Annotated in this window: 22 protein-coding genes; 16 read left to right on the forward strand and 6 right to left on the reverse strand. The window is 71.5% G+C overall.

From position 1 onward, the window contains the following. The first annotated feature begins 11 nt into the window (after positions 1-11). The gene (locus BUE41_RS11255; RefSeq protein ID WP_073456981.1) at positions 12-1,490 is read left to right on the forward strand and encodes an HNH endonuclease signature motif containing protein; all 1,479 of its coding nucleotides are present in this window, start codon (positions 12-14) and stop codon (positions 1,488-1,490) included. Positions 1,491-1,493: 3 nt separating this feature from the next. Here BUE41_RS11255 and BUE41_RS30145 read toward each other — a convergent pair whose 3' ends face one another. From BUE41_RS30145 to BUE41_RS11280, 5 genes are read right to left on the reverse strand one after another with little or no spacing between them, the layout of a single operon-like run. Beyond that, entirely contained in the window at positions 1,494-2,066 is a 573-nt protein-coding gene (locus BUE41_RS30145; RefSeq protein ID WP_073456982.1) for a carboxymuconolactone decarboxylase family protein, read from the reverse strand. Then, a complete protein-coding gene (locus BUE41_RS30150; protein ID WP_073456983.1) occupies positions 2,063-3,004 on the reverse strand; it encodes a DUF6282 family protein in 942 nt (313 codons plus the stop codon). The genes BUE41_RS30145 and BUE41_RS30150 overlap by 4 nt, the downstream gene beginning before the upstream one ends. After that, the gene (locus BUE41_RS11270; RefSeq protein WP_084754761.1) at positions 3,001-3,915 is read right to left on the reverse strand and encodes an MBL fold metallo-hydrolase; all 915 of its coding nucleotides are present in this window, start codon (positions 3,913-3,915) and stop codon (positions 3,001-3,003) included. The genes BUE41_RS30150 and BUE41_RS11270 overlap by 4 nt, the downstream gene beginning before the upstream one ends. A gap of 1 nt (position 3,916) precedes the next feature. Beyond that, a complete protein-coding gene (locus BUE41_RS11275; protein WP_073456984.1) occupies positions 3,917-5,425 on the reverse strand; it encodes a flavin-containing monooxygenase in 1,509 nt (502 codons plus the stop codon). Between the two features lie 16 nt (positions 5,426-5,441). Next, positions 5,442-5,840 (reverse strand): carboxymuconolactone decarboxylase family protein, encoded by a 399-nt coding sequence (locus tag BUE41_RS11280; RefSeq protein ID WP_073456985.1) that lies wholly within the window; start codon positions 5,838-5,840, stop codon positions 5,442-5,444. Between the two features lie 256 nt (positions 5,841-6,096). Here BUE41_RS11280 and BUE41_RS11285 point away from each other — a divergent pair, with 256 nt between their 5' ends. The 8 genes from BUE41_RS11285 to BUE41_RS11320 all read left to right on the forward strand — a co-directional run bounded on the left by BUE41_RS11285 (position 6,097) and on the right by BUE41_RS11320 (position 14,519). After that, complete coding sequence (locus BUE41_RS11285) at positions 6,097-6,843, forward strand: SDR family NAD(P)-dependent oxidoreductase (protein WP_073456986.1); 747 nt, start codon at positions 6,097-6,099, stop codon at positions 6,841-6,843. 155 nt (positions 6,844-6,998) lie between these two features. Continuing rightward, complete coding sequence (locus BUE41_RS11290; RefSeq protein WP_073456987.1) at positions 6,999-7,778, forward strand: HpcH/HpaI aldolase family protein; 780 nt, start codon at positions 6,999-7,001, stop codon at positions 7,776-7,778. Between the two features lie 28 nt (positions 7,779-7,806). Then, on the forward strand, positions 7,807-8,730 hold the full coding sequence (locus BUE41_RS11295; RefSeq protein WP_073456988.1) for a hypothetical protein: 924 nt from the start codon (positions 7,807-7,809) through the stop codon (positions 8,728-8,730). Between the two features lie 60 nt (positions 8,731-8,790). After that, positions 8,791-10,239 carry an MFS transporter gene (locus BUE41_RS11300; RefSeq protein ID WP_073456989.1) on the forward strand — a complete coding sequence of 483 codons (1,449 nt, stop codon included), beginning with the start codon at positions 8,791-8,793 and terminating at the stop codon, positions 10,237-10,239. Continuing rightward, positions 10,236-11,231, forward strand: a complete 996-nt coding sequence (locus BUE41_RS11305) for a cyclase family protein (protein ID WP_084754764.1) — start codon at positions 10,236-10,238, stop codon at positions 11,229-11,231. The genes BUE41_RS11300 and BUE41_RS11305 overlap by 4 nt, the downstream gene beginning before the upstream one ends. A gap of 25 nt (positions 11,232-11,256) precedes the next feature. Next, a complete protein-coding gene (locus BUE41_RS11310; RefSeq protein WP_073456990.1) occupies positions 11,257-12,201 on the forward strand; it encodes a DUF6282 family protein in 945 nt (314 codons plus the stop codon). A 111-nt stretch (positions 12,202-12,312) separates the two neighbouring features. Beyond that, complete coding sequence (gene gdhA, locus BUE41_RS11315) at positions 12,313-13,650, forward strand: NADP-specific glutamate dehydrogenase (protein ID WP_073456991.1); 1,338 nt, start codon at positions 12,313-12,315, stop codon at positions 13,648-13,650. 86 nt (positions 13,651-13,736) lie between these two features. After that, entirely contained in the window at positions 13,737-14,519 is a 783-nt protein-coding gene (locus BUE41_RS11320) for an IclR family transcriptional regulator (protein WP_159444892.1), read from the forward strand. 3 nt (positions 14,520-14,522) lie between these two features. Here BUE41_RS11320 and BUE41_RS11325 read toward each other — a convergent pair whose 3' ends face one another. Further along, positions 14,523-16,034: an FAD-dependent oxidoreductase gene (locus BUE41_RS11325; protein WP_073457114.1), complete on the reverse strand. Its 1,512-nt coding sequence runs from the start codon at positions 16,032-16,034 to the stop codon at positions 14,523-14,525. A 256-nt stretch (positions 16,035-16,290) separates the two neighbouring features. On the opposite strand from BUE41_RS11325, the gene BUE41_RS11330 reads away from it, so the two are divergent. The 7 genes from BUE41_RS11330 (at position 16,291) to BUE41_RS11360 (ending at position 25,548) form a co-directional block, all read left to right on the forward strand. Next, positions 16,291-18,093, forward strand: coding sequence for a gamma-glutamyltransferase family protein (locus BUE41_RS11330; protein WP_073456993.1), 1,803 nt, complete (start codon positions 16,291-16,293; stop codon positions 18,091-18,093). Positions 18,094-18,187: 94 nt separating this feature from the next. After that, entirely contained in the window at positions 18,188-19,783 is a 1,596-nt protein-coding gene (locus BUE41_RS11335; RefSeq protein WP_159444893.1) for an ABC transporter substrate-binding protein, read from the forward strand. After that, positions 19,780-20,784, forward strand: coding sequence for an ABC transporter permease (locus BUE41_RS11340; protein WP_084754768.1), 1,005 nt, complete (start codon positions 19,780-19,782; stop codon positions 20,782-20,784). Before BUE41_RS11335 ends, BUE41_RS11340 begins: the two co-directional genes overlap by 4 nt. After that, on the forward strand, positions 20,781-21,638 hold the full coding sequence (locus BUE41_RS11345; RefSeq protein WP_084754770.1) for an ABC transporter permease: 858 nt from the start codon (positions 20,781-20,783) through the stop codon (positions 21,636-21,638). Before BUE41_RS11340 ends, BUE41_RS11345 begins: the two co-directional genes overlap by 4 nt. After that, positions 21,635-23,470: an ABC transporter ATP-binding protein gene (locus BUE41_RS11350; protein ID WP_073456995.1), complete on the forward strand. Its 1,836-nt coding sequence runs from the start codon at positions 21,635-21,637 to the stop codon at positions 23,468-23,470. Before BUE41_RS11345 ends, BUE41_RS11350 begins: the two co-directional genes overlap by 4 nt. 123 nt (positions 23,471-23,593) lie before the next feature. Continuing rightward, the gene (locus BUE41_RS11355) at positions 23,594-24,388 is read left to right on the forward strand and encodes an alpha/beta fold hydrolase (RefSeq protein WP_073456996.1); all 795 of its coding nucleotides are present in this window, start codon (positions 23,594-23,596) and stop codon (positions 24,386-24,388) included. 47 nt (positions 24,389-24,435) lie between these two features. Continuing rightward, positions 24,436-25,548, forward strand: a complete 1,113-nt coding sequence (locus BUE41_RS11360) for an FAD-dependent monooxygenase (RefSeq protein ID WP_073456997.1) — start codon at positions 24,436-24,438, stop codon at positions 25,546-25,548. The last annotated feature ends 25 nt before the right edge of the window (positions 25,549-25,573 follow it).

Raw genomic sequence — 25,573 nt, forward strand, 5'->3', positions numbered from 1 at the left:
GCGTCGAACCCATGTTCGACAGCAGCGAAGCCGGTGGAGTCCAGCTCGACGTCCCCGGGCCCGACGACACGTCGTACGAGCCCTGGGGGCCCGATGGGCCATGGGACGACGAGTGGGGTCCCGACGGGCTACCCGCCGACCCCCAGCTGAACCTCGCGACGGCCCCCGCTTCGTTCGCGCTGGCGATGGAGCTCGTGTTCAGCAAGCGACCGCTCGACGAGGTGGACGACGCCGGAGTGCTCGCCACAGCCGGCGCCTGGCGGCGGATGGCCGGATGGGCGCTGTCCGGGTACGCGCGGGCGCTGGCCGAGTTCGCCCGCCGCCGCTCGGGCGATCCCGTGCAGACCCGGTACGCGGCCGACGAGATCGCCGCCGAGCTGAAGCTGACCCGCGGCGTCGCACGGCGGGAACTGGACCGGGCCACCGCGCTCGATCAGCACCTCCGGCCGACCCGCGACCTGTGGGAGAAGGGCGAGCTCGACGAGCAGCGCGTCGCCGCGATCGCCGACCGGGTGCGGGACCTGCCCGTCGAGGTCGCCACCCGCGTCCAGGAGATCGTGCTGCCGAAGGCCCCGGCGCAGACCATCGGGCAGCTGCGGGCCGCGATGCAGCGGGCGATCATCGCCGTCGACCCGGAGGGCGCCGAGGAGCGGCACCGAGAGGCGCACGCCAAGCGCAGCGTGCGGATGTACCCCGACGCAGACGGGATGGCGACGCTGACCGCGTCGATGTCCGCGCCCGACGCCGTCGCTTGCGACGAGCGGCTCACCGCGCTGGCCCGTGGGCTCGGCGCCGACGATCCTCGTTCGATGGGCGCCCGCCGCGCTGATCTGCTCGTCGGGTTGATCACCGGGCGAGTCTTCGCCGGGGAGCTGGTCTCCGGACCGGCGGAGGGCGGCGGACCCGCGGAGGGCGTGTCCGGTGCTGCACCGTGCGGCTCCGGTGTGCAGATCGTGCGCCCGGCCGCCCCGGACAAGGCGTCCGTGCACGTCGTCGTCGATCTCGAGACCCTCCGCGGCGAGGCGAACCGGCCCGCCGAATTGGCCGGGTACGGGCCGATCACCGCGACACAGGCACGACAGATCGCCGCGGACGCCGTGTGGCGGCGGCTCGTCACAGACCCGCTCTCCGGGGTGGCGCTCGATCTCGGCCGCACCACCTACCGGCCGCCGGTGGGCCTGGCCGACCTGGTCCGGGCCCGCGACGGGGTCTGCCGGTTCCCCGGCTGCCGCCGCCGTGCGTCGGCGTGCGAGCTCGACCACGTGGTGCCATACCCTGCGGGGCCCACGGCGGAGCGAAACGTCGTGCTGGAGTGCATGCACCACCATCACCTCAAGCACGACTCGGACTGGCGCCTCGAGCCGCTTCCCGACGGTGGGGTGCAGTGGACCTCACCCACGGGCGCGGTCTACCGGACGTATCCCTGGGACCATCGGCCGCTGACCGGTCGTGGATCCGCGACGGCGGACGGTGATCCATCCCCGCCCTGAGGGTCACTCCTCCGGCGGCACGACACCGAACACGGACAGCTGGGTGGCGATCGAGTCGTACCAGCCGAGGAGCACCACCAGCTCGAGCACACCGCGCTTACCGATGACCGCGGTGGCCGCGGCGAACTCGTCGTCGTCGAGCGTCTTGCGATCGAGCAGCGCGAGCGTGGCGTCGAAGACGGCGCGTTCCTCGTCGGAGGTGAACGCCGGAGGGGTGCGGGTCGCGAGACCTTCGATCTCCTCGTCGCTGAGCCCGGCCGCACGTCCCGCCTTGCGGTGTGCGTACAGCTCGAACGGGCTCTGCCGGTGGAAAGCCAGGAGCAGGATCGCGATCTCCCGCGACCGCGGGGAGAGGCTCAGGTCGAACCGCAGCGCCCCACCGAAGCGCTCCAGGCCACGGGCGAGTCTTGGGCTGAGCAGCCACGCGTTCGGTGGGCCGATGAGGCCGCCCTCGGGGTGCACCAGAGAGAACGCCGCCTCGGGTGCGGCGCGGCGACCGCCGGTGAACGCCTCGTAGATCTCCTTCTGCTCGGGCGTCATCTCGTCCGGCATGATGCGGGCCAGGCGTGTGGTCATGGGGAATCCACTCCGATTCCGAGGAAGCGCCGTGGGTTCACGGCGAGCATGCGATGGACGGACGCGCGATCCACACCGAGGTAGACGAGCTGCTCGGCGACGAGTCGTAGGCACTCCGGCTCCGGCGGGACCCAACGGGAGAACACGTCGGAGCTGAGGACGAGCTGGTCGGGGCCGAGCGTCTCGACGGCACGGGCGAGATCGCGTACGTGCAGGTGGGCGTCCGGGTGCAGCAGCGGGGCGGCCGCAAGCTCCACCAGCACGCCGGCATCGGTGAACCGGCGAAGTTCGCCGGCATCGTTGACGTAGTGCAGCGGGTGCGTCACGAGCACGCGGGTGTGCTCGACGCCGGCGCAGTGCTCGACGATCGCCGTGCTCTCCGCGAGATCGACGTGGCCCGTGGCGACGGAGAGCCCGAGCGCGGCGCAGGCATCGAGGGTCTCCCGCGCGGCACCGGTCAGCTCGCCGTTCCCGTCGACGACCCGGATGGCGCGCTCCTCGACGAACGTGTCGATCGAAGGGGAGAGCCGGCGCAGCAGTCCGGTGATGTAGCCGCCGCGACCGGCGTCGGCTGCAGCACCCCAGGTAGGGAAGAAGATCACCGACGCCCCGTGTGCCGCGGCCAGCTCGACGACGGTGGGGGAGACCCCGCCGAGCGCGGGGTTCAGCGTGAAGCTGCCGTGCACCGCGAAGTCCGGCCCGGCGATCCTCCGCAGCGCGAACGCGCGGTCGGTCGTCGGCCACAGGTGGGACTTGAGCACCCATCCCGCCATCCCGTACCGCTGCGCGAGGCGCAGCACCCCTTCGTCAGCGCCGCGACTCGCTGTACCTGCCACGAGGTCCGACTGCCCGTGGACGTGCACGTCGATCGCCCCGTTCAACAGTTCGGCGAAGCCGGCCGGTTGGGCGGCGGCCCAGTCGTCGTCGTGAACGCTCATGACGTCACCGGTTCATAGCGGTACCCACCGGCCGGGTCGGCGCGGACCCGGCCGGGCACGGCTTCGGGGAAGTGCGCGGGGAACAGCACCGCGTCGGTGTCGGCGATGTCCCGCAGCAGCGCCTGCCGGGATTCGGCTGCGCACGCGCCGTGCACGCAGAAGTCCGTGCTTAGTCCCGGCCTCGCTAGTTGGATCGGGTGGTGCACCATGTCGCCGGCGAACACCCCCCGTTGGCCCGCCGACACGATCTCGACGCACACGTTCCCGGGCGTGTGCCCCGGTGCTGGGAGCAGCCGCACCTCAGGGCTCACCCGGTGGTCGGGCGCCACGACGTCCAGCAGCCCGGCCTCCTGCAGGGGAAGCACGCTGTCGGCGAGGTAGTCGCCGAGCTGTTCCCGGAAACGCGCCGCCTCGGAGCCGGTCCAGTAGTCGAGCTCCGCCGCGGTGGTCAGGTACCGGGCAGCGGGGAACGCGGGCACCCACCGGCTGCCGTCGAACCGGGTCGCGAACCCGACGTGGTCGACGTGCAGATGGGTGAACACCACGGTGTCGATCTCGCTGGGCTCCACCCCCGCTGCCTTCAGCAGCTCTTCCCAGGGATCTGAGCGTTCCCGGAAGCACGGGTTGGGCCGCGGCTTGCTGTTGCCCACCCCGGCGTCGACGAGCAGGGTCCGCCCTGGCGCCCGGACGAGGAACGCGCTGATGTCCACGACGAGGAAGTCGTCCTCGCAGTACGGGGGCTGCAGGAACCAGCTGCCGGGATCGAGCTCGGAGAGGTCCAGATCGGGGAAGAACAGGTGCGGATCGACCCGGTAGTGGAACTGCACCAGCGGCGTGACCGTCACCGCGCCGATGCGGACCGGTTGCACCGTGGTCGAGCTGCGGGGCCGGGCCCGGGACGGCTTGGGCACGTCACACCTGCACCGGCTCGGGGGAGGGGTGGGGGACGCGCACCGGCCGGATCCCGAGCGGCGCGAGCAGTTTCGTCGCCATCAGGTACTTGAGGTGCGCCCCCGGCCACTGCGTGATGTTGGCGCCGTTGGGTGCGTGGTAGTAGTTCCGGCAGCCGGCTTCCATCGCGTTGGCCTTGCGGGCGATCTGGTCATCGATCCATGTGACCCACCGCTTCTGCGCCAGTTCGGAGGTGTCGACGTACGCCGCGCCCATCTCCAGCTGCCGCACCGCACGCGCGGCGACCTCGGCTTGCCGCTCCAGCTGCGCGATGATCGAGAATCCGCCGTTGGTGTTGGGCCCGTAGAGGATGAAGAAGTTGGGGAACCCGGCCACGGTGATCCCGAGGAATGCCGACGCCCGTTCGGCCCACGCGTCGTGGATGCTGCGCCCGCTGATCCCGCGCACCTGCAGGCTGGACAGGAACTTCGTCGGCTGGAACCCGGTGCTCATGATGAGCACGTCGATGTCGTGGTGCACGCCCCGGCTGTCGATCAGGCCCTTCTCCGTCACCGACGTGACCGGGTACGGGACGAGCTCGACGTGCGGCAGGTTGAGCGTCGGGTAGAAGGTGGAGGCGACGACGGGCCGCTTGCACCCCCACGGGTAGTCGGGCGTTACGGCCTCGCGGGTGGCGGGATCGCGCACGGTGCTGCGGATGAATTCGAGGCAGCGCCGGCGCATCGTCTCCTGCATCGCGCTGTTCGCGTCGTAGCCCTTGAACCGCACGATCGAGGTCCAGAACAGGTAGCCGCGGTGCAGCCACTGCGCCCCGGGCACGTGCTTGTAGATCCAGCGTTCGCGCGGGGTGAAGTCGCGTTCGTGCTTGGGCTCGATCCAGCCGGGTTCGCGCTGGAACACCAGCAGCGACCCGACGGTGTCGGCGATCCCGGGCACGACCTGGACGGCGGTCGATCCGGTGCCGACGACGGCGACCCGTTTGCCCTCCAGGTCGACGTCGTGACGCCAGCGGGCGGTGTGGAACTTTTCGCCGCGGAACTCGTCGAGGCCGGGCCAGTCGGGGTAGTTGGGCACGTTGAGCAGCCCGAGCGCGGAGATGACGACGTCGAACGTCTCGACGTCGCCCGCGGAGGTGCGCACGGTGTAGTGGTGGTGCTCGTCGTCCCAGGTGACGTCGGTGACCTTGGTGTTCAGCCGCAGATGCGGGCGCAGTCCGAAGTGGTCGACGACGTCCTGGGCGTAGCGCAGCAGCTCGGGCTGGCGGGCGTGGGTGCGCGGCCAGTCGTACTTGTAGAAGGAGAAGCTGTAGGCGTGTGAGGGGATGTCGACCTCGCAGCCGGGGTAGCGGTTGTCGTACCAGGTGCCGCCGATGTCCGGGGACTGCTCGAAGATCGTGAACGTGGCTCCGGTGCGCTGCCGCAGCTTGATCGCGGCGGCGATGCCGCCGAAGCCGGCGCCGATGATGGCGACGCGGACGGAGCGGCGGGGCACCTTGCGTCGGAGAAGCACCTTGTGAAGTCCTCTGCTAGTCGCTCGGGAGCGCGCCGGCCTCGGTCAGCACTCGTTCGGCCTGGCGGAATGCCTGCAGGGCGGCGGGTGCGCCGCAGTACGGCGCGGTGTGCAGCAGCAGTTCCTGGATGTCGGCGACGGTGCAGCCGTTGGCGAGCGCCGCGCGCACGTGCGACTCGAACTCCGTGGGCCGGTTGAGCGCCGTGAGCATCGCGAGCGTCACGAGGCTGCGGGTGCGCCGGTCGAGCCCGCCGCGGGTCCACACGTCCGCCCAGACGGCGCCGGCGATCCAGTCCTGCGCCGGCCGGCTGAACGGCGTGGCGTTGGTGTAGTTGCGTTCGACGGCCTCGGTTCCGAACACGGCCCGGCGGACCGCCAACCCTGCGGCTATGCCGGGATCGTCCGCGTCCCGCATCGGCCACCTCCGCTCCGCATCGAGTCGCCCAATATTGTCAGACTGTCAGACGATATGGAACCTCGCCTCGTGTGGTCCGCGCCTCGTCCGGCGCCGGCCGCGAGCCATCTGTTGCGCAATTCGGGATGGATGTCGCGCAATGCGCGACAACAGAAGCTAGCCAAGTCGGGTCACCCCGTCAACGTGGGTTTGTCAGACGGTCAGACAACTGGCGTACGGTGTGTGCGCACTGAGACGCACTCCCGGGAGGACGGACATGACGACGGAAGAGGGCCGGGTCGCGCTGGTGACGGGCGCAGCGGGCGGGGTCGGCCGGGCGCTGGTCCGGCTGCTGCTCGAGCGCGGCTACGCGGTCGTCGCCGAGGACATCTCGCCCGCGGTGACCGAGCTCGACGAGGGCATCGGCAAGGTCGTCCCCGTGGTCGCCGACGTGGCCGCCCCCGGCTCCGCGGAGCGCGCGGTCGCGGCGGCCGAGGAGGCGTTCGGCCGGCTCGACCTGCTGGTCAACAACGCCGCGCGGTTCCTGCGCAAGCCGATCGGCGAGTCGACCGACGAGGACTTCGAGTCGCTCTTCGCCACCAACGTGCGCGGCTCGTTCACCCACGCCCGCGCCGCGGTCGAGGCGCTGACGAGGACCCGTGGCTCGATCATCACGGTCGCGTCGATCTCCGGTCTGGTCGGCATGCCGAACCAGTGCGTGTACGCGATGACGAAGGGGGCGCTCGTCCAGTTGACCCGCCAGCTCGCGATCGAGCTCGCACCGCGCAAGGTGCGGGTCAACGCCGTGGCGCCGGGTGCGATCGACACCGACTTCATCGCCGAGGCCCGCGCCGCCGACCCGGACCCGCAGGCCACGGCCGCCGCGGTGCTCGCGCGGCATCCCCTGGGCCGCATCTCCGCGCCGGAGGACGTGGCGCGCGCGATCGCGTTCCTCGCCTCGCCGGAAGCGGACGGCATCACGGGCGCGATCCTCAGCGTCGACGGCGGCTACGTGGCCCAGTGAGCCCGGGTCTGGCAGATGCATCGACCGGTGCTTGAACGATTCCGGCGCTCCCGGGACGAGGGGACTCTTGCGGATGGCACCCACAGAGGTGCATGCTGCATCGCGAACAAGCTGTTCGTAAATCGAACAGAGCATCGGGTCGATGGAGACGATCGATGACCACGTTCCGCGAGATGCTGCGCGCTGCCGACGGGCCGGTGATCGGCACGTTCGTCAAACTCCCCGCCCTCGAGGTAGCCGAGATCATCGCAGGCGCGGGGTTCGACTTCGTCATCATCGACACCGAGCACGCCCTGCTCTCCGTCCGCGACGTCTACGGGCTGCTCGTCGCCTACTCCCGCAGCGGCGTCGCGCCGCTGGTGCGCGTCACCGATCACGGGTACGGCGACGGGCAGCGCTACCTCGACGCGGGCGCGGCCGGCCTGCTCGTGCCGCACATCTCGAACGGCGAGCAGGCGGCCGCCACGATGCGCCAGTTCCTCTTCCCGCCCGAGGGCACCCGCGGAATGGGCTTCGCGGCACGCGCCGGGCAGTGGGGGCGGCTACCCGGCGGTCGCGACGAGTACGTGCGGGCCGGGCACGAGGACGTCGCCCGCATCGCGATGGTCGAGGAGCAGGAGGCCGTCGACGACATCGCGGCGATCATGGCGGCGCCCGGCGTCGACGGCGTGTTCATCGGGCCCGGTGACCTGTCGCTGTCGATGGGGGAACCGTCCGGTTCGCCCGCGGTGCACGACGCGGTCACGCGCTGCATCAAGGCGGCCGTCGCCGCCGGGGTGCCGGTCGGGACCGTCGTGCAGGGCGCGGACCAAGTGCGCCTGCGCGCCGAGCAGGGCTGCCGGTTCATCGTCGTCGGCAACGACACCGGGTTCCTGACCTCGGCTGCACGCTCCGCGGCGTCGTCGGCGCGCGAAGCGCTCTCCGCCGTGCGCTGATCCGCGACCACCACGAAGAGGAGACGAGATGGCGTACACGAAGGACGATCCGCGCTCGGCGCTCGCGACGGCGACCGGCGCGCCCGCGGAGACCGCCGGCGGCGACATCGCAGCGCCGCAGTTCCTCGACTTCTCGGTGCTGCCGCCGGACGTGACCACCGCGGACGGCTCGCACCAGTGGATCACGCGCGGGCAGAACTTCGTGATGATCTACACCGAGCCCGCCGCGGGCGATCTCGTCTGGCGGGCGCGGCTGGACTCGGAGCAGGTGGTGCTGCTGATCGACGAGCGCAGCTCGGTCCGCGGCACCGACGACGACGGCGTCGTCCACGAGGCGACCGGTCCCGCGCTCCTGGTCGTCCCGCCCGGGCAGAGCTCGCTGACCAGCACCGGGACCGGCCCGATCGTGCAGCTGCTGCAGTCGGACGAGGCGGAGTGGGCGGCCAAGGCCTCCAACGCCGCGGCGTACGCCGAGCCGCACCCGCACGTCGCGCCGCTCGAGCTGTGGCCCGAGCCGGTCGGCGGCTACCGCTGGCGCAGCTACTCGATGTCCGACGTGCCGGCCGATCCGAAGCGGTTCGGCCGGATCTTCCGCACCCGGGCGTTCATGGTCAACTTCATGCCGCCGTCGAGCGGCCCGCGCGACCTGACCAGGATGTCTCCGCACTTCCACGACGACTTCGAGCAGGCGAGCCTGGTGGTCGCGGGGACGTACATCCACCACATCCAGACCCCTTGGGGCACCGACGGCACGAAGTGGCGCCCCGAAGATCACGTACGGGTCGGCAGCCCGTCCGTGACGATCATCCCGCCGCCGACGGTGCACACCTCTCAGGCCATAGGGTGGCGCACCAACCACCTGATCGACATCTTCTCCGGCCCGCGCCACGACTTCTCGGCGCGGCCGGGCTGGGTGCTCAACGCCGACGAGTACCCGGCCCCGACCGACTGACCCTCCCACGGGGCGGCCCGGGCCGCCCTGGCGTCCGTTCACTGTCGAAGGAGACACGTCATGGCCGAGGGCATCGCTGCCGCTCCGGACACGTCGGATCCGGAGTTCCGCGCCCGCCGGCGCCGGGCCATCCTCAGTGCTTGGGCCGGGTTCGCCGTCGACTCCTACTCCATCTACATCGCGGGATCGGTGCTCCTGCCCGCGCTGGTCTACTTCCAGGGCGACATGTCCGCGGAGGGCAAGGCGATCTTCGCCGGGATGACGCTGGCCGTCACCCTGCTCGGCCGCCCGCTCGGTGGCCTGATCTTCGGGCACTTCGCCGACAAGATCGGGCGCCGGACCACCGGCGCCATCACGATCTACGGCTTCGGCATCGTGTCGCTGCTCATCGCGCTGCTGCCGGGCGCGGAGCAGGTCGGCGCGGTCATGTCAGTGACGCTGCTTCTTCTGCTGCGGTTCATCGAGGGTATCTTCCTCGGCGGCGAGTACACGGCGGCCACCCCGATGGCGCTCGAGTACGCGCCGCCGAACCGCCGCGGCCTGATCGGTGCGCTCATCCAGTGCTCCGCGAGCGCCGGCCCGCTGTTCGTGGCCATCGCGATGGCGCTGACGCTCATGATCGCCCCGAGCGGCGACGTGAACTCGCCGTACGTGCAGTGGGGTTGGCGCCTGCCGTTCGTCGTCGGCTTCGTGCTGTCGATCCTGGTCGCGTGGTTCCTGCGCCGCCGGGTCGAGGACTCCGAGGTGCAGCGGGTCGCGAAGCAGGAGATCAGCGGCACGGTGGTGGCGGAGCAGTCGCCGCTGCGGATGCTGCTGCGCGGGCGCACCGGCCGGGCGTTCATCCAGGCCTGGGTGATCATGACGGGTGTCTTCTTCGTCGTGAACATCACCGGCAGCGTGCTGCAGCAGTTCCTGATGATGAACGACGGCTACACCGCCGAGGACCTGGCCAACACGCAGCTGATCGTGCCGGTCGCGATGGCGTCGTACGTGTTCTTCGGCTGGCTGTCCGACCACATCGGGCGCAAGAAGGCCTTGTTCATCACCGCGCCGCTCACGGCGGTCGTCTACCCGGTCGCGATCACTCTGATCGGCTCGAACACCATCCACGACTGGGGAACGCTGACGCTGCTGGCGGTCGCCTGCCACATCGTGACGGTCGCCCCGCTGGGTGTGCTGCCGGCCTACATCAACGAGCGGTTCGCCACCGTCGTGCGATCCAGCGGCTGGGGTGTCGCGTACGGCACGGCGGTGATCATCCCGTCGTTCTTCTCCTACTACATGGTGTGGCTCAGCGCGGTCGTCCCGTACGAGTACACCGCCGGCATCCTCGTCGTGATCGGCGCGGCCCTGATCTTCGTCGCGACCGCGTGCGGCCCGGAGACCCGCGGCATCGACCTGCGCAAGGCCGGTGAGGACGCCTACCGGGAGTTCCTTGCCGAGACCAGCGCCGAGGACCAGAGCGGGTCGGAACCGCCGACCCGGGGTGACGCCGTGGAGGCCCGATGACGATCGCCGGAATCCCCGACCACGCCGAGCTGTCCCAGCGCACCGACGCCCCGCCCGGGTCGGCGTGGGGCCTGTTCGGGCCCGACGACCAGCTGGGCACGCTCAACTTCCTCACCGAGGAGCGCACCGCGGCGGCGGCCCGGCTGATCCGCCGCGGGGCGACGTTCAACCTCGACTACCCGCTCAACACCTTCGTGCCCAGCCTGGCCGGCACCCGGCCGGCCACGGAGCACCACATCTTCTCCAACAACCCCAACCACCGCGACGACTGGCTCGACTCGTTCTACCTGCAGTCGACCTCCCAGGTGGACGGGCTGCGCCACATCCGCCATCCCCGCCACGGCTTCTACGGCGGGGTGCCGGACGAGGCGATCGCCGTAGGCACCCCCGACCTGGGGATCCAGCTGCTCGCGGAGAAGGCGATCGCCGGGCGCGGGGTGCTGCTCGACGCCGTCTCGTACTTCGAGAGCATCGGTGAGCCGCTGGAGTTCACCACGATGGTCCGGCTGACCCCGGAGCACCTGGACGCGATCGCCGAGCACTGCCGGGTGACGATCGAGCCGGGTGACATCGTGCTGCTGCGCACCGGCTTCGCCGAGGAGTGGGTGCGCCGCACGCCCGAGCAGCGGGCAGAGCCGCGCGAGGGCGGCACCGGGCTCGACCAGTCCGACGCGATGCTGGCCTGGCTCTGGGACCACCGGATCGCCCTCATGGCCTCGGACAACGCGGGTCTGGAGTCGTACCCGGTGAACCCGGCCTCCGGCTGGATCGACCCGGACGAGCCACCGCCCCCGCGCGGGCCGTCGCACAACGGGATGCTGCACCGCCCGATGCTCGCGCTGCTCGGCATGGTCATCGGCGAGCTGTGGAAGCTCGACGAGCTCGCCGCCGACTGCGCCGCCGACGGCCGCTACGAGTTCTTCCTGACCGTCAAACCGCTGAATCTGGTGGGCGGGGTGGGTTCGCCACCGAACGCCATCGCCGTCAAGTGACCGCGCACGCCGAAAGGACTGCCGCATGACCGCAACCGTCAGTGACCTCTGGGACGAGACGCTCGACGCCGACCGGTTCGTCCCGGACCCGGAGGTCGACGCTCTGCTCGTCGGCGGTGTCGACCTGCACACCCACCCCGGACCGAGCCCGTTCCCGCGCCGCATGTCGATCATGGATGCGGCGACCGACGCGGCGACGGTCGGCTTCCGAGCGCTGGTGTGCAAGTCGCACCACCACTCCATGCAGAGCGACATCCTGGCGCTGGAGTCGGTCGGGCTGCGGGACATCGGCGTGCAGGTCGTCGGCGGAGTGGCGCTCAACCGCACGGTCGGCGGGCTCAACCCGTACGGCGTGGAGCTCGCGCTGCGCATGGGCGGGCGGGTCGTCTGGTTCCCGACGATCGCCTCCACCGCGCACATCGAGTTCCACGCCCACCACCACAGCGGGTTCCCGGTCTCGGGCATCCCGCTGCGGGACAACGAGCCGATCAGCATCCTCGACGAGGCGGGCGGGCTCCTGCCGGAGGTGCACGACATCCTGTCGGTCATCGCGGCGGAGTCCGCCATCCTCAACTGCGGTCACCTCCCGGCGGCGGAGATCGACGTGCTGATCCCGGCCGCGCTCGCCGCCGGCGTCGACCGGATCGTGGTCAGCCACCCCGACTTCGTCGTCGGCGCCGACCCGGACCGGGTGGCGCAGTGGTGCCGCCAGGGCGTGACCGTTGAGCTGTGCCTGGCGATGTACGTGGGTTCCCGCTCGACCGGCGACCCGGTCGAGCGGACCGCCCCGTACCGGGAGGCGGCCGGCGTCGGCCACACGATCTTCTCCTCGGATCTGGGCCAGAAGGGCAACCCGCTGCCGATCACCGCCTACCGGCGGATGGTCCGCAAGCTGCTCGACGCCAAGACGCCTGAGGACGACATCCGCGCCATGGTGGGGAGGAACGCGGGGCAGCTGCTGGACGTGTGATCCGTGTCCGGACGACTGTGGCGATGATCGCCATCGGTGGCGGCTCGCCCGCTCACGGTGAGAATGGCTGGAAGGGCGCCTGCTCACCGTCGAGAGGACACGACGCACGTCATGCACGAGGCACTGGAGCCGATCTTCCAGCGAGTTCTGGACCGCAACCCCGGTGAGACGGAGTTCCACCAGGCGGTGCGGGAGGTGCTGGAGAGCATCGGCCCCGCGGTCGACCGCCACCCCGAGTACGCCGACGCCAAGATCGTCGAGCGGATCTGCGAGCCGGAGCGGCAGATCATCTTCCGGGTCCCGTGGGAGGACGACGAGGGGAACATCCACATCAACCGCGGGTTCCGCGTGGAGTTCAACAGCGCGCTCGGCCCGTACAAGGGAGGGCTGCGGTTCCACCCCTCGGTGCTGCTCGGGACGGTGAAGTTCCTCGGCTTCGAGCAGGTGTTCAAGAACGCGCTGACCGGGTTGCCGATCGGCGGCGCCAAGGGCGGATCGGACTTCGACCCGCGCGGGCGCTCCGACCGCGAGGTCATGCGGTTCTGCCAGAGCTTCATGCTCGAGCTGTACCGCCACCTCGGCGAGCACACCGACGTCCCGGCCGGTGACATGGGCGTGGGCGCCCGGGAGCTGGGCTACCTGTTCGGCCAGTACAAGCGGATCACCAACCGCTACGAGTCCGGCGTGCTCACCGGCAAGGGCCTGCTCTACGGCGGGGCGCAGGTGCGGCGTGAGGCCACCGGCTACGGCAGCGCGTTCTTCATGGAGGAGATGCTGCGCGTGCGCGGCGACTCCCTGGAGGGCAAGGACGTCGTCGTCTCCGGCTCGGGCAACGTGGCGATCTACACGATCGAGAAGGTGCACCAGCTGGGCGGGCGGGTGGTGGCCTGCTCGGACTCCACCGGGTTCGTCCACGATCCCCGCGGGATCGACCTGGACCTGCTCAAGGACGTCAAGGAGGTCCGCCGGGAACGCATCTCCGCCTACGCCGAGAAGATCGCGGGTGCGACGTTCGTGTCCGGCCGGTCCATCTGGGAGGTGCCCTGCCAGGTGGCGCTGCCGTCGGCCACGCAGAACGAGCTCGACGTCGCGGGCGCGACCGCGCTGGTGCGCAACGGTTGCATCGCGGTGGGGGAGGGCGCGAACATGCCCACCACCCCCGACGCGGTGCGGGTGCTGCAGGAGGCCGGGGTGGCGTTCGGGCCCGGCAAGGCGGCGAACGCCGGCGGGGTGGCGGCGTCGGCGCTGGAGATGCAGCAGAACGCGTCGCGGGACTCGTGGACGTTCGAGCACTCCGAGGCCCGGCTGCGCGAGATCATGGTGAACATCCACGCCCGCTGCTACGAGACCGCGGAGGAGTACGGCGCCCCCGGCAACTACGTCACCGGCGCCAACATCGCCGGCTACGCACGGGTCGCCGAGGCGATGCTCGGGCTGGGGCTGATCTGAGCGCGCCGCCGTCGTCGGTATAGTCCCAGGTCGGTGCAGGTTAGGCGGATCGTTCCACCCCTCGCCACCACATGGAGGAGCAGCACTTGACCAACGGCTCGGGCGGCACCGGCGACATCCAGGCGGTGCAGCGGGTCGGCCAGCTCCTCGCCTTGTTCACCGCGAACCGGCCTCGGCTGACCGCGGCCGAGGCGGCGGCGCTGGTCGGGTTGAACCGCAGCACCGTCAGCCGCTACTTCGGCTCCCTCGCGCTCGCCGGGTTCCTGGAGCGCTCCCACGACGAACCCACGGCGTACGAGCCGGGCCCGCTGCTGGTGCAGCTCGGGGCGGTGGCGCAGGGTCGGCGGCGCGTGCTCGACATCGCCCCGCGGCACATGCGCCAGCTCTCCCGCGAGATCGGGCTGACCGTGGTGCTGTCGCTGTGGGGCGCGTCCGGGCCGGTGGTGTCGCTGGTCAGCGAGGTGGGGACGAGCCCGATCCTCGTCACCGTGCGGATCGGCGCCACCTTGGACATGGATTCCGCCCAGGGCAGGCTGTTCCTCAAGTTCTCCCCGGACCGCCACGTCATCACGAAGTACTGGGCGAGCCTGGACCCCGCCGAGCGCGCACGCGTGGAGAAGCTCGTCGCCGAGGCGGAGCGGGGCATCACCCACGCCGAGGGCCCCCTCGGCATGTCGATCATCGCGGCACCGGTGTTCGACGACCACGAGATCGCCGCGACCATCGCCGCCGTCGGCGCCCCGCACGGCGACGAGCGGATCGCCGCGGCCCTCTACCGCACGGCGTACGAGATCACCGTGGACCTGGCCGGCACCGATCTGTGGGTGTCGCAGCTGCCGCTGCCGGACGACATCCCGTCCGCGGACTGAGCGCTACGCCGGCGGGTCCTTCCGCGGCAGCGGCTCGACGGCCGGTCCTTCGAGCACGGCTCCGTCCACGTCGAAGCGGGAGCCGTGGCACGGGCAGTCCCAGCTGCGCTCCGCGGCGTTGAACCGCACCAGGCAGCCCAGGTGGGTGCAGCGCGCCGACACCGCGTGCAGCCCGCCGTCCTCGTCGCGGTAGACGCCGGTGCGGTCGGCGCCGCGGCGGAGGATCGCGCCGCAGCCGCGGGCGAGCTCGGTCACCGCGCCCACCTCGCCGGGTCGCAGCCGGTCACCGACGATGTCGACGCCCACCTTGGCCTGCAACCGCGCCAGCGTCGGCAGTCCGCGCAGCGTCACCCGGTGCGGGCCGAAGACGCCGGTCGTCGGCTCCCCCGCGATCTGGTCGGCCAGCAGCGCCGCGGCCATCGTGCCGCCGGACAGACCCCACTTCGAGTACCCGGCCGCGACGTGCATCCGGCTGGAGACGGGCGTGTAGCTGCCGATCATCGGCGTATGGTCGTAGGGCAGCACGTCCTGCGCCGACCAGCGGTGGGTGACCTCATCGACGGCCCAGTGCCGGCGCAGGTACGCCTCCAGCGCGGCGTAGCGGCCGGGGTCGACGCCGCGGGCGCCGGCCGGGTGGTCCTGTCCGCACACGATCATCGTCCGCCCCGCCGACCGCATCGACCAGGTCGGGCTGCCCGCGGTGATCACCATGTCGCGGCTCGGGTTGCGGACCCGGCCGGCGACGCAGTACGCGCGCACCGTCTCCATGCGCGCGAAGTACAGGCCTCGGTCCCACACCGGGTAGTGGGTGGCGACGACGACCCGGTCGCCGGTCAGCGGGCCGTGGTTCGTCTCCACCCGCGCCGGTGACCCCTCCTGCACCGACAGCGCGCGGGTGCCCTCGAAGACCCGGGAGCCCACCCCGTCGGTCGACTCGTGGACCGCGGCCGCGAGGCCGTAGGCGTACGCGACCGGGTGCATCTCGACCTGGTCGGCCAGCCGCACCGCACCCGCGACCGGGTAGGGGAGATCCACCTCGTCGGTCCACGCGACGGGCAACCCGGCCTCGCGGGCCGCCTCCGCCTCCCGCTCGACGGCGCGCAACTCGGCTTCCGACGCCGCCACGGTCGCGGCGGCGCGGCGGCGCAGCGCGCAGTCGATCCCGAGCTCCTCGGCGAGCGCAGCGACGAGCTCGACACCGCGCAGGCTGTGCTCGGCGTAGGCCGCGGCCACCGCCGCGCCGCGGGTGCGGCGCACCTGCGACAGCACCGTGCCCTGCAGGGCGGTGACCTTGGCCGTGTTGTTGCCGGTGGCGGCGGACCCGATCCGGTCGGCCTCCACGACGGCGACCCGTGCCCCGCGCCGGCGCAGCAGCAGCGCGGTCGTGAGCCCGGTGATGCCTCCGCCCAGCACGAGCACGTCGAAGTGGCGGTCGGCGGTGGGCGGCGGATAGCGGACGTCGGGTCGGTCGGCGAGCCACAGCGAGCCGGTCGCCGTCGTCGTGGGAACGGTCATGACCGGCACGTACCCGGGTGCGTCGCCGGTGATGCGCCGCACGTTCGAGCTGTGCTGTCACGGCCTGCGTAACGCTCGCTCTGTTAGAGCACGCGGCACGCCGCCGCGGCGGAGGCGGGTGCTCTTCCCGCTGCCCGGTCCCACGCACGGACATTTCAGACATCCAGATCCGGATTATGAACATCCAGTTAACAAGCAGGCGGAGGCTGACATTGAGATATTGCATCCACGCTGGTGGAGTTGCATACTCCTGCCCATGTTCACCGACCCCCCTGATCATCTGAGCCGCCCGACGCTCACCGGGTCGTTCGGCATGGCCGCGTCCACGAACTGGGTCGCCTCGGGCGTCGCTCAGAGCGTGCTCGAACGCGGCGGCAACGCCTTCGACGCCGTCGTCGCCGCCGGGTTCGTGATGCACGTCGTCGAGCCGCACCTCAACGGACCCGGGGGTGACCTGGTCGCGCTGGCCACGCCGGCGGGGGGCACGACGTTGGTGATCAACGGGCAGGGGCCGGCGCCGCGGGGCGCCGACATCGAGCACTACCGCTCGCTGGGGCTCGAATCGGTCCCGGGTGCGGGGGCGCTGGCGAGCGCGGTGCCCGGAGCCGTCGAGGGGTGGCTCTGGATCCTGCGCGAGCTGGGCACCTGGGATCTGGCCGACGTCCTCGCGTACGTCCTGCACTACGCCGAGCACGGCCATCCGCTGCTGCCCAACGCGGCTCGCACCATCGCGACCGTCGCGGACCTGTTCCGCGATCACTGGCCGACCTCGGCGCAGCTGTGGCTGGCCAGCGGGCGTGCCCCGAAGGCTGGAACGATCCACCGCAACACCGCGTACGCCCGCACGTTGCGCCGGCTGCTCGCCGCGGCTGACACCGCGACGGGCCGGGAGGCGCGGATCGACGCCGCGGCGCGCGAGTGGCGGACGGGGTTCGTCGCGGAGGCGGCGGTGCGCACGGCCCGGACCGTGCACCGGCACGCCGACGGCGGGGACTACGCGGGTGTCCTGTCGGTCGACGACTTCGCCGAGTTCCGCGTCCGGGCGGAGGAACCGGTCCGGTTCACGTTCCGGGGGACCACGATCGCGAAGGCCGGGTTCTGGTCGCAGGGTCCGGTCCTGCTCCAGACCCTCGCGATCCTCGACCACTTCGACGACGCCGACCTCGATCCGTCCACCGAGCGCGGCGTGCACACGATCGCCGAGGCGCTCAAGCTCGCCCTGGCCGACCGCGACGCCTACTACGGCGACGTCCGCGACAACCACGCCCTCCTGGCGACGCTGCTCTCCCCGGAGTACGCCAAGCAGCGGGCTCTGCTGATCACCCCGCGGGCGTCGGCCGACTGGCGGCCCGGCTCCATCCCGGGCGTGGCCCCGTACTTCCCGCCCCTGAAGACCAAGGAGGAGATCGACGCCGCCGTCTCCGAGGCGTACGGGATCGGTGAACCCACCGTCCGCCCCTCGGGTGAGACCCGCGGCGACACCGTGCACATCGACGTGATCGACCGGTACGGCAACGTCGTGTCCGCCACACCGTCCGGCGGCTGGCTGCAGTCCAACCCCACGATCCCCGAGCTGGGGTTCTGCCTGGGCACCCGCCTGCAGATGACCTGGCTCGACCCGGAGAGCCCGTCGGCGCTGCGGCCGGGGCGGCGGCCGCGGACCACGCTGTCGCCCACCGTCCTGGAGCGCGGGTCGGTCGCCGTGTCCGCGCTCGGTTCACCCGGCGGCGACCAGCAGGACCAGTGGCAGCTGCTCTACCTGCTGCGCACGCTCGTCGGCGGGTACGACCCGCAGCAGGCCATCGAGTCCCCGATGTTCCACGTCACCGCCAACGCCCAGTCGTTCTGGCCCCGCGAGTGGACCCCGCGCGGGCTGGTCGTCGAGGAGGCGATGGGCGAGGAGGTCATCCGGGGGCTCCGCCGCCGTGGCCACCTCGTCACGGTGTCGCGCCCCGGCAACCTCGGCCGGCTCTCCGCCGTCGAGCGGGACCCGCAGACCGGGCTGCTGCGCGCAGGCGCCAATCCGCGCGGCGCCCAGGGCTACGCGGTCGGCCGCTAGTCAGGCCCAGACCGCTCGGGTCCGGCGATCCGTGGCCGGCCACCGCGCCGCCACCCCATCCGAAGAACACCGTCCGCACGCGGAGATGACACCAATGAAACCGATTTTGACCGCGCGATGTGTCCGCCGACGGATCGCCGCCGCTGCAGCAGCGCTGTTCCTCCTCGTCGGCCTGGCTGCCTGCGGGTCGCCCGGCGGCGGGGGCAGCTCCGAAGGGCTCCCGAAGGACCTGAAGGTCCTCGTCGAGGCGACCCAGCCGGTGTTCGACCAGTGGCAGGGCGGAGTGGCCACCCAGGGGGTGATGCTGCTGGTCAACGAGCCGCTCGTCCGCTACGACGGGAGCGGTTTCCAGCCGAACCTGGCGACCACCTTCGAGCAGGCGAGCCCCACCCGCTACGTCTTCACCCTCCGCGACGGCGTCACGTTCAGCGACGGCAGCCCGGTCACGGTGGACGACGTCCGGTTCACGTTCGAGCAGGCGATGCGCGACGACCACCTGAGCACCACGCACGTCGTCATGCGCAGCATCGCCACCGTCACCACCGACGGCAGCTCGATCGCCCTCGACTTGAAGGCCCCGCAGCCGCTGCTGCTCTACACGATCGCCCGGACCGGGATCGTCAGCAAGGCGTTCTACGAGCAGCACGGCGAGAAGGTGGGGACGCCGGCGGTGGGGCAGCTGGGCAGCGGCCCCTACGTCCTGGACTCCTTCGAGCCGGACAAGTCGATGCGGGTCGTGAAGCGGCCGGACTACTGGGGTGATCCCGCACCGTTCGAGTCGATCACCTTCACGATCGTCCCTGACGACTCCGCGCGGATGCTCGCGCTGCAGTCCGGGTCCGCCAACGCGATCTTCGAGATCCCGACCGGCCAGATCAACTCCATCCAGGCGCTGAAGGACTTCCGGCTGTCGAAGATCGCCGACGCCACCGTGTTCATCCTGCAGATGGACGTGACGAAGCCGCCGTTCGACGAACCGGCGGTGCGCGACGCGGTGCGGCACGCGATCAACCGCCAGGCCGTGGTCGACGCGGCGCTCGCGGGACACGGACAGGTCGCCCGGGCCCTGTCTCCGCAGTCGAACCTGGAGCTCGTCGCGAGCGCGGAGGCCGTCGAGCAGACGCTCGCCCGGATCGACGAGCTGAACACCTACGACCCGGACCTGGCCCGCCGGTTGCTGGCCTCCTCCAGCGTGCCGGCCGGCTTCACGCTCAAGCTGCCGCTGGACTCCACCGACGCCGACACCAGCCTCGTCGCGCAGACGATCGCCCAGGACCTGGCCGAGGTCGGGATCGACGTCGAGCTCGATCCCCGCGGCGACGACTACATCGACGTCACCCTCGCCCGCCGGCACGACGGCCTCACCCTCAACAAGTTCTCGACGAACGCCCCCGATCCGGCGATGCCGCTGGGCTACTTCGTGCCGGCGAAGTCCCGGATCAACCTGACCCAGCAGGACAACCCGGCCGCGCAGCAGGCGTTCGACGAGAGCAACACGCTCCCGGTCGGCGACCCGAAGCGCGGTGAGCGGCTCCTCGCCGCGGTCGAGGCCTACCACCGCGGGGGTGCGGCGCTGCCGCTGGTGAACCCCGACATGACCTTCGGGCTGAAGGCGCCGATGACGATCAACGGCTTCACGAACTACTGGTGGATGCAGCGGTGGGACCGGCTGGTGGAGGTCGGCGGATGACCGTCGCCACCGCACCGCAGGGCTCGGCGCGCCGGGCGCTCGCCCCGGGGCTGCTGCGCTACGTCGTCGTGCGCGTGGTCTCCGCGGTCTGCGTGATGTTCGCCGTGAGCATCGTGGTCTTCCTGTTCATCCACGCCGCCCCCGGCGGGCCGGAGCACGCGATCGGCGGCGAGCTGGCGACCGAGGAGCAGCTGGAGAGCATCCGGCAGCGGTACGGCTTCGACCGGCCCCTCCCGGAGCAGTACCTGCAGTTCCTCGGCGGGATCCTGCACGGCGACTTCGGCGAGTCGATCATCCAGAAGACCCCCGTCGCCACGCTGATCGGCGAGACCGTGAAGGTGACGCTTCCGCTGCTGGCCTTCACCTGGATCCTGGCGATGGGCGCGGGACTCGCGCTGGGGATCCTCACCGCGTCCCGCCCGGGGAGCCGGCTCGACCGCTTCTCCCTCGGCATGACGACGCTCGGGGCGAGCACCCCCGCCTTCGTCGTCGGCACGTTCCTCGCCTGGCTCTTCGGGGTCCAGCTCGGCTGGTTCCCGGCCCTGGGTGCGGGGGAGGGCGGGCTCGACACCGTCCGCCACCTGGTCCTGCCCGCGGCGACCGCGGCGATCGTGCTGCTGGCCGTCACCACACGGATCACGCGGGTCCGGGTCGGGCAGATCCTCGAGGAGGACCAGGCGACGTTCGCCAGGGCCCGGGGGCTCGGGCGGTGGTGGACGCTCAAGCACGTCGTGCTCCGCAACGCGGGCGTCCAGCTGGTCACGCTGTCCGGCAGCGTGGTGGTCTCCCTGTTCACCGGGTTGATCCTCGTCGAGCGGGTGTTCAACCTCCCCGGGATCGGCAGCCTCATGGTCGACGCGATCCACGACCGGGACATGCCCGTCATCCAGGGAGTGACGTTCTGCGTCGCCTTGCTCGTGGTCACGGTGAACCTCGTCGTCGACCTGGTCTGCATGGCGATCGATCCACGACTACGCGCACGGCTGGAGACGAACCGATGAGCGCTGTCACCCAGGTCGCCCCGGTCGGCGCCCGGCTGCGGCTGCCGAAGGTCCCGCCGCTCACCGCGCTCGCCGGCGTCTTCCTCGTCGTGGTCGCCGCGTGCGCCCTGTTCCCCGGGTTCGCCCCGCAGGACCCGGCGGCGATCAACGCCGCGGAGAGCCTGCAGGGCCCGAGCGGCGCCCACCCGCTCGGCACCGACCAGCTCGGGCGCGACACCCTCTCCCGCCTCGTCGCCGGCGCCCGGACCTCCTTGCTCGGGCCGCTCGTCCTCGGCCTCGGCGTCACCGCCATCAGCACGGTGCTGGCCGTCGCGGCCGGCTGGTTCGGCGGGCGCACCGACGCGGTGATCAGCCGGATCATCGACTTCTTCTACTCGGTGCCCGCGCTCCTGGTCGCGATCGTCGTCGCCGGAGTGACCGGTGGCGGCTTCGGGATCACCCTCGTGGTGCTGATCATCTTCGGGCTGCCGATGCACGTCCGCAACCTGCGGGCGGCGGTCATGGAGCGCGCGCACCTGCCGTTCATGGAGGCCGCCGTGACGCTGGGGCTGCCCACCTGGCGGGTCGTGCTCACCCACCTCGTGCCGACGATCGTCCCGAACGTGGTCGCGGTGTTCTTCGTGACCTTCACCTACGGCGTGGTCGAGCTGTCGTCCCTGTCGTTCCTCGGCCTCGGGGTTCCGCCCGGTGCCCCGGACTGGGGTCGGATGGTCGCCGACAACCGGGCGGCCGTGTTCACCGACGTCTGGGCGGTCGCCGCGCCCGCGGTGGCCATCGTCCTGCTCGCCGTCTCGGCCAACCTCATCGGCGAGCACGTCCAGCGCACCCACGAGCAGTCGAGGAAGGAACGATGAGCCAGGTGACCGAGGCCGTGCCGACGGCGGGCCTGTCGACGGACGCGCTCAGCGTGTGGCTGCGCCGTGCCGACGGGCGGCGGCTCATCGCCGAGTCGATCGATCTGCAGGTCGCGCCGGGGGAGTCGATCGCGATCGTCGGCGAGTCCGGCAGCGGGAAGTCCGTCACCGCCCGCGCCGTCCTCGATCTACTGCCCCCCGAGCTGGTCACCGAGGGCGACGTCAGCGTCGGTGGCGTGCCGTTCCTGCGGATCGGCCGAGCGGCCCGGCACCGGATGCGCGGCAGCGAGATCGCCTTCGTCATGCAGGACCCGTTCACCATGCTGAACCCGGTGATGAAGGTCGGTGACCAGGTAACCGCTGCGCTGCGGGACGCGAACGGCCGCCCGTTGTCCCGGGCGGCGCGCCGCGCGGAGGCCGTCGCCCGGCTGCGCGAGGTCGGCATCACCGATCCCGCGGTGGCGGACAAGTACCCGTTCCAGCTGTCCGGCGGCATGCGCCAGCGGGTCGGGATCGCGGCGGCGATCGCGGAGAACCCGCAGGTCCTCGTCGCGGACGAGCCGACGACGGCGCTCGACGTCACCACGCAGCGCGACGTCCTGCTGCTGCTGGACCGCCTGCGCCGGACCCACGAGCTGGGGCTGGTGCTGATCACCCACGACCTGCGGGTGGCGTTCGCGACCTGCGACCGCGTCTACGTGATGTACGCGGGGCAGATCGTGGAGGTGGCGCGGTCCGACGTGATCCGGCGGGCCCCGCGCCACCCGTACACGGCCGCGCTGCTGGCCGCCGATCCGCCGCTGGACCACCGCATGGCCCGGCTGCGGACCATCCCCGGCTCGGTCCCCGCGCCCGGGCACCGGCCGGGCGGGTGCCACTTCGCGCCGCGGTGCGCGTTCGCGCTGCCCGCCTGCAGCGCGGCGCCGGTCGAGCTGCAGCTCACCGATGACGACGCCGACCACCGGGTCCGCTGCGTCCGGGCCGGCGAGATCACGCTGGAACCGCCCACCGCGCAGCCCGGGCCGGAGCCGGCGGCCGCGCTCACCACCGACGGGCAGCCTCTGGTGACCGTGCGGGACGTGCGCAAGGTGTTCCGGGACAAGGTCGCCGTCGACGGCGTGGACATCGACGTGTTCGCGGGCGAGAGCGTCGGCCTGGTCGGCGAGTCCGGGTCGGGCAAGACCACGCTCGCCCGCATGATCGTGGGTCTGACCCGGCCGACCTCCGGGACCGTGGAGGTCGGCGGTGTCGAGCTCACTGCAGGAGCGCTGTCGAAGGAGCAGTGGGCAGCCGTGCGCGGCACCGTCCAGATGGCCTTCCAGGACCCGTACTCGACGCTCAACCCCACCCGGACGATCGGGTCGACGCTGCGCGAGGGGCTCCGGCTGGCGGGGGTGGACGATCTGGAGGAGCGGACCGCCGAGCTGCTCGAGCGCGTCGGCCTGCCGGCGACCTACGCGCAGCGCAGGCCGGGCCAGCTCTCCGGCGGGGAGCGGCAGCGCGTGGCGATCGCGCGGGCGCTCAGCCGCTCACCGCGGATCGTGGTCTGCGACGAGGTGGTCTCCGCCCTCGACGTCTCGGTGCAGGCGCACATCCTGAACCTGCTGCGCGACCTGCAGGCCGACCTGGGGCTGACCTACGTCTTCATCACCCACGATCTCGCGGTCGTCCGGCAGATCACCGATCGCGTGTACGTGCTCAACCACGGCAAGGTCGTCGAGTCCGGGCTGACCTCGGAGGTCCTCGACCGGCCGCGGCACGACTACACGCGCCGGTTGGTCGCGTCGGTTCCGCAGGCCGACGGCGTACTCGGTCTGCCTGAACCCCGTTAGCGACGTCCGGTTCCTGGCGGCCATCCGAATCGCCCGGTCAGCGCGATTCATCGCCGATGAGAAGAACTCGATGACGGATGCAATACGGATTACTGTGAATCGCATCCTTGGAAGGTTGATGCAATGAGTTACACCACGGTCGAGGTCGTCCAGACCAGGAACGGCCCGGTCGCCTACCACGAGCTCGGTTCGGGCGAGGTCCTGCTGATGCACCACGGGGGCGAGTCGAACCGGCGCCAGTACGCCGGGTTCGCCCCGCTGCTCGGCGAGGGCATCCGCTCGATCTCCTACGACCAGCGCGACGTGGGCGAGAGCTTCCGCTGTGCCGAGCCCTACTCGATCGGCGACCTCGCCGACGACTGCGTCCACCTGATGGACGCGCTCGGCATCGAACGCGCCCACGTCATGGGGTTCTCGTTCGGCGGCTGCGTCGCCCTGCACGTCGCGGTCCGCCATCCCGACCGGGTGCAGAGCCTCATCGTCGGGACCGCCCCGGCGAGCCACCGGAGCACGACCGATTTCGCGCAGGACCTCCTGTCCCGCCAGCCGGAGGAGCGCTTCGACCTGATGGTCCAGGCGATCCTCAGTCCGGCCGGCCAGGCCGACCCGGCGCAGCTGGAGCGGCTGCGCACGATGATGGCGGGCCAGGTCAGCGGGCCCGAGACGAACCGCATGAAGGCCCTGCGGACCCATGACCTCGGCGACGAGCTGCGCGGGATCAAGGCGCCCACCCTGCTCGTGTACGGGACGGACGACCCGCTCGCCCCGCCCGAGGTGGGGCGCCACCTCGCCGACCTGATCCCGGACTCCGCCCTCGTCTGCGTCGAGGGCGCGCGGCACGGCCTGACCTCGGAGTTCAAGGAGCCGGTCGCCCGGATGGTGCGCGAGCACGTCCTGGCGAACCGGGCCGGCTCCTGAGCGCCGTGCCCGTCCCTCCCGACCACCCCGAGCACGATCGGACTCGCATGAAGATCCTCGTCGTCGGTGCCGGTGTTGCCGGCCTGTCAGCCACCATCAACCTGCAGCGGCGCGGCCACGCCGTCACCTTGCTCGAGGTCGCGCCCGAGATCCGCACGTCGGGCTCGCCGATCGACGTCCGCGGGGACGCCCTGGACATGGTCCGCGAGATGGGCATCCTCGACGAGATCAGGGCCGCGGAGATCCGGATGTCCGTCGACTCGGAGTTCGTCGACGACCACGGGAACCGCATCGCCGGCTTCTCGACCGAGCACAGCCACGACCGCCCGGACGACATCGAGATCACCCGGCCGGACCTCATGCGGATCCTCGTCGGTGCGCTGGAACCCGGGACGGACCTGCGTTTCGCCACGACCGTGGCGGATCTCGCCGCCGGGGCCGACGGCGTGCACGTGTCGCTGACCGACGGGACCGAGGACGACTTCGACCTCGTGGTGGGCGCGGACGGCGTCCACTCGCGGACCCGGTCGATCGTCTTCGGGCCCGAGGCGGACTACGTCCGCTTCCTGGGCGTCTACCTGGCGCTGGCTCCGGTCGGCCCGCCTGCGCCCGAGGGGACGCCCGGCCGCATGCACCTCGCCCCCGGCCGGATGATGGCGCTGCTCCAGAGCCCGGACGCGGAACTCGCGGGAACGTACTTCCGCTCACCGAAGCTCGACGTCGACCACCACGATCCCGCCGCGGTGCGCGGGGTCCTGCGGCAGGTCTTCCGCGACGACGTGTGGCGGGTGCACGAGCTGATCGACCGCATGGTCGCGAGCCCCGGACTGTTCTTCGACGAGTGCTCGCAGACCAGGATGCCGCGCTGGTCGGTGGGCCGGGTCGTCCTCGTGGGCGACGCGGCGCACTGCGCGGCACCGCTCTCGGGGCGGGGCACGTCGCTCGGCATCAGCGGCGGCTTGTTCCTCGCCCAGGCGATCGAGGAGAACCCCGGCGATCTCGCCGGGGCCCTCGCCGAGTACGAGCGCCGGCAGCGGCCCTACGTCGACCGCGCCCAGCGGGGCGTCCAGGGATCCATCGACCGCAACGTGCCCGCGACCGCGGATGACGTCGCGGCCCGCTACGCGGCGCTCCGGCAGTACGAAGCCAGCCGGGCCTGAATCCACCCGGCGCAACAGGAGGAGT

Source organism: Pseudonocardia thermophila (genome assembly GCF_900142365.1).
Classification (GTDB): domain Bacteria; phylum Actinomycetota; class Actinomycetes; order Mycobacteriales; family Pseudonocardiaceae; genus Pseudonocardia; species Pseudonocardia thermophila.